General features: G+C 72.8%; 5 protein-coding genes. 3 read left to right on the top strand and 2 right to left on the bottom strand.

Annotated features, from left to right (window positions below; genetic code table 11):
* A partial coding sequence (locus ACFU6K_RS32410) for an electron transfer flavoprotein subunit beta/FixA family protein (RefSeq protein ID WP_380669127.1) occupies window positions 1-302 on the bottom strand: 302 nt, incomplete at its 3' end.
* A 252-nt stretch (window positions 303-554) separates the two neighbouring features.
* The gene (locus tag ACFU6K_RS32405; protein WP_380669129.1) at window positions 555-881 is read right to left on the bottom strand and encodes a TlpA family protein disulfide reductase; all 327 of its coding nucleotides are present in this window, start codon (window positions 879-881) and stop codon (window positions 555-557) included.
* A gap of 328 nt (window positions 882-1,209) precedes the next feature.
* On the opposite strand from ACFU6K_RS32405, the gene ACFU6K_RS32400 reads away from it, so the two are divergent.
* The 3 genes from ACFU6K_RS32400 (at window position 1,210) to ACFU6K_RS32390 (ending at window position 4,217) form a co-directional block, all read left to right on the top strand.
* Complete coding sequence (locus ACFU6K_RS32400) at window positions 1,210-1,635, top strand: DUF4395 domain-containing protein (RefSeq protein WP_380669125.1); 426 nt, start codon at window positions 1,210-1,212, stop codon at window positions 1,633-1,635.
* Window positions 1,636-1,857: 222 nt separating this feature from the next.
* Window positions 1,858-2,628, top strand: a complete 771-nt coding sequence (locus ACFU6K_RS32395) for a lysophospholipid acyltransferase family protein (RefSeq protein ID WP_380669123.1) — start codon at window positions 1,858-1,860, stop codon at window positions 2,626-2,628.
* A gap of 197 nt (window positions 2,629-2,825) precedes the next feature.
* Window positions 2,826-4,217, top strand: a complete 1,392-nt coding sequence (locus tag ACFU6K_RS32390; RefSeq protein ID WP_380669121.1) for a hypothetical protein — start codon at window positions 2,826-2,828, stop codon at window positions 4,215-4,217.
* Window positions 4,218-4,355: the final 138 nt, after the last annotated feature.

The raw sequence follows: 4,355 nt of genomic DNA, 5'->3' as shown, positions 1-4,355 counted from the left end.
GACGTCCCGACCACATCCGTACCGTGGATGTCCTCGTCGTTCACGTGCACGGCCTTGTCCGCACCCATCGACAGCGCCTTGCGCAACGCGTCCTTAGCGTCGTCCGGCCCCACCGTCAGCACCGTCACCTCGGCGCCCTCGTTCGCCTCCGCGATCCGCAGCGCCTGCTCCACGCCGTACTCGTCCAGCTCCGACAGGAGGCCGTCCACACCCTCCCGGTCGGTGGTGTGGTCGTCCGCGAAACGACGGTCACCCGTCGCGTCCGGCACGTGCTTCACACAGACAACGATCCTCAAGCTCACGGCCTGTCTCCTGTACTGGTCTCGTCCGGCGGCTGCGGCGGTGCAAGCGGGCGCGAACACGGCACGCACCCGCTCCGGGCAGCGAATTCCCGTGCCGGTCCGGAACTTCCTGGCAGCATACTCGCCGGTAGCGCAGTGGTCACTACTGGCCAGTAGCTTATGCCGTGCGGCTGCTCCCGCCGCCTGTGCCCATCCTGCCCCAGCGCGGGGCCGACTCCACCCGCCGGGGCGGAACACGTGCGGCCGGATTGCTCACACCACGCGACCGAGCGCCGCGATCACGTCCACCCGGCGCGGCTGGCCCGCCGCCCGACGCACCACCCGGCCCTCCCCGTCCAGCACCAGGACGGTCGGCGTCCGCCGGACCTCCAGCCGGCGGACCAGCTCCAACCGCTCCTCGGCGTCCACTTCTATGTGCTCCACCCCGTCGACCATCCCGGCCACCTCGGAGAGCACCCGCCGGGTGGCCCGGCAGGGCTGGCAGAAGGCCGTCGAGAACTGCACCAGCGTCGCCCGCGCGCCGAGCGGCCCGCCCAACTCGACCCCCGACAGCCGTACGGCGTCCGGCGGCCGAACCACGTCCGCCCCGTCCTCGGTGCTCACCCTCGTCCTCCCGTCGTTCCCGGCCCTTCACCCCCGCCCGCGGCGGGCCGGGACCGGCCCCGTCGAGGCACGACAACGCACGGCGTCGGCCCGGTCATCCCCCAGTCTGCGGCAGCGCCCGCGGCGTCCGAAACACGGTCGACCACCAGGGCCGGGCCGCGTACGATCGGCCGATGGACTCCGACCGCCACCCGATGCCGCCGCCGGTCCGCCGCCGCGCCGTCGACCCGGCCTGGACCACCGTCCACCGACGGCGCTGACGCCCCGCCGCTGCCGCCGCCCGTCGCGACCACCCGGAGCCCCGTTGCAGACCGATCCCCGCGGTCCCCGCTTGGCCGCAGCGCTCACCGCGATCGTCCTGGCCCTCGTCCTCGCCACCGGCAGCTGCCCCCTGCTGGCCGCCCAGACGCTCGGCTTCGCCCTCGGCGCGTTCGGCGGCCTGCGCCTGGCCCCGTACGTCCGGCTGTTCCAGGCGCTCGTGCTCCCCCGGCTCGCACCGCCCTCCGCGACCGAGGACGAACGGCCGCTCCGCTTCGACCAGGGCGTCCTCACGGTCTTCGCCGCGGTCGGCACCCTCGGCTACTGCACCGAGGTGACGTGGCTCGGCGTGATGGGCGCCTCGACCGCCCTCACCGCCGCCTTCGCCAACGCCGTGTTCGGCTACTCCGTGGGCTGCGAGCTCTACCCCCTGGTCCGGCACGCCCAGGGCCGCCTCACCTCCCGCGCCTGACGCGAGCGGCCGAAAAGTTCCCGTTCGAATTCATCACGGAGATCACATCGGCAATATTCACTTGACCGCACGCCTCAGGTGACAGCAGGCACTCGTTCGGGGGATCATCTCCGTGAATCACCCGTGACCGCCGCGGAGTGCCGTACTCCGGTCGGCACCGCCCGCGCAACGGAGCGGGTACCCGCCGAACCGGGCCCCGGCCCGTGGAAGTCAGGACTGACCGTGGCAGAGTTCGTGTACCCGCCGGTAATCGGCGCCGCACTCACCGCCTTCCGCGCGCTCGACGTGCGGATCAAGATCGTGGGCGCCGAACACATCCCCGCCAGGGGGGGAGCGGTGCTGGTCAGCAACCACATCAGCTACCTGGACTTCCTCTTCGCGGGCCTCGGCGCGTACCGCGGCGGCAAGCGCAAGACCCGCTTCATGGCCAAGGACGACGTCTTCAAGCACCGGATCTCCGGCCCGCTGATGCGCGGCATGAAGCACATCCCGGTCGACCGCACCGACGGCCAGCCCGCCTACGAGGCCGCCGTGCGCGCCCTCAAGGCCGGCGAGGTGGTCGGGGTGTTCCCCGAGGCGACCATCAGCCGCTCCTTCATGCTCAAGAAGTTCAAGACCGGCGCCGCCCGGATGGCCGCCGACTCCGGCACCCCGCTGCTGCCCGTCGTCCTCTGGGGCACCCAGCAGCTCTGGACCAAGGGTCGCCCGAAGACCCTCACCAAGCGGCACGTCCCGGTCACCATCATGATCGGCGAGCCGATCCACCTCGGGCCGGACGACAAGCCCGTGATGGTCACCCGGCGGCTGCGTGCCGCGATGAGCGAGATGCTCGACCAGGCCCAGCGCGAGTACCCCGGCAAGCCCTCCGGCCCGAACGACACCTGGTGGCTGCCCGCCCAGCTCGGCGGCACCGCGCCCACCCTGGAGGTCGCCGAGGCCGAGGACGAGGCGGAGGCCCTCGCCAAGGCCGAGCGCCGCGCCGCCCGGGGCTGAGGCCCGTCCCACTCCCCCTCTGTTCCGCTTCCCTCCTCTCCCCTCTACTCCGTGCGATCGAGCGGGCGCGGTCCGTCGCGTGTCGCCGGACCGCCGACGTCCCCCGTCTGACACAGTGGCAGCTCCTTTCAGGGGCCTTCGTCCTGAATCCTCGACGGGGGCACACGTCGGAGCGGTCGAGAGTCTCGGAGGCGGAGATGGCACGGATCACCACCGGCACACGGCAGTCACCCACGGGCAGGGCCCGCACCCGCGCGAGCGCCGGTGCGGGCCTTCTGCTTCTGGGCGCCCTGCTCACCGGCTGCGGGGCCGAGCCCGGGGAGATCCCGCTCTCGGAGATCCGACCGGAGACCCCCACCGCCACCCCCGAACCGACAGCCGCCGCGACCCCCGGCGTGGTCGGCGCGGCCGTCGGAGCCCCCGCGGCCACGGCGCACAACGGGCTGATCGTCAGCCGCGCCTACACCGACGCCGCCCGCACCAGCACCGCGATCGTCACCCTCTCCCCCGACGGCACCGGCCAGCACCAGGTCACCCAGCCGCCGGCCCGCGCGCTCGACGACCGCCCGGACTGGTCCCCCGACGGCGCCACCATCGCCTTCGACCGCACCGACCCGCAGACCGGCACCGCCCGGCTCTGGACCGTCCTCACCGCCGGCGGCCCCGAACACCAGGTCAACCAGCTCTGCGACAGCGGCACCGCCGACTGCGCCAACGAGGACGAACGCGCCCCCGCCTTCTCCCCGGACGGCAAGCAGGTCGCCTTCAGCCGCTCCTGGGGCGCCCTGGACCCGTCCGGCAGCCGCCAGATCCAGTACTCCGACCTCTACCTGATGACCCCCGAGGGCACCGACGTCCAGCGGCTCACCTTCCTCACCAACGACAAGCCCTACTCCGGCGCGGTCAGCAACCCCAGCTGGTCCCCCGACGGCAAGCAGCTCACCTTCGAGTACCGCACCAGCGCCACCGGGCAGCCCGCCAACAGCCGCGCCATCTACGTCGTCAGCGCGGACGGCACCGGGCTGCGCCAGCTCACCCCCTGGGAACTGCGCGCCGGCGACCGCGCGGACTGGTCCCCCGACGGCACCCAGATCCTCTTCACCACCTACCCGGCCGGCCCCGACAACGCCCCCGGCGGCGGCATCTACACCGTCCACCCCGACGGCAGCGCCGTCGGCGCCCTCACCCCCGCGCCCTCGGACGCCTTCTACGGCGCGGCCGCCTACGCTCCCGACGGCAAGTCCATCGTCTTCGCCCAGGCGCCCGCGGGCGCCGGTGCCGACCTCTACAGCATGCGGCCGGACGGTACGGGCGTCGCCCGTCTCACCAACAGCGCGGACAAGTGGCTCAGCCGGCCGGCCTGGGGGACGGCGGAGGCCCCGGCCGCTCCCGCCGACCAGGTCCAGGCGACGTCCCAGCCGTCGGATCGGCCATCGGATCAGGCCTCGGGTCCGGCGTCGGGTCAGACGTCATCGGCACCTCAGGCACCCCAGGCACCGCGGCCCGACGCCCAGCAGCCGGCCCAGGCCCAGGGGCAGGCACCCACGGAGAAGCCGCAGCCCGAATCCGACTCCGACTCCGACGAATAGGTTCGACCAACACCCTGACAACGCGAAGAACCCCCATCCGGGTCCCGGATGGGGGTTCTTCAGAAGAATTGTTCGGCGGCGTCCTACTCTCCCACAGGGTCCCCCCTGCAGTACCATCGGCGCTGTAAGGCTTAGCTT

The organism is Kitasatospora sp. NPDC057512, from assembly GCF_042802135.1.
Classification (GTDB): domain Bacteria; phylum Actinomycetota; class Actinomycetes; order Streptomycetales; family Streptomycetaceae; genus Kitasatospora.
Note: the sequence above shows the minus strand (reverse complement) of the source record. Positions and strands in the feature narration are given on the sequence as shown.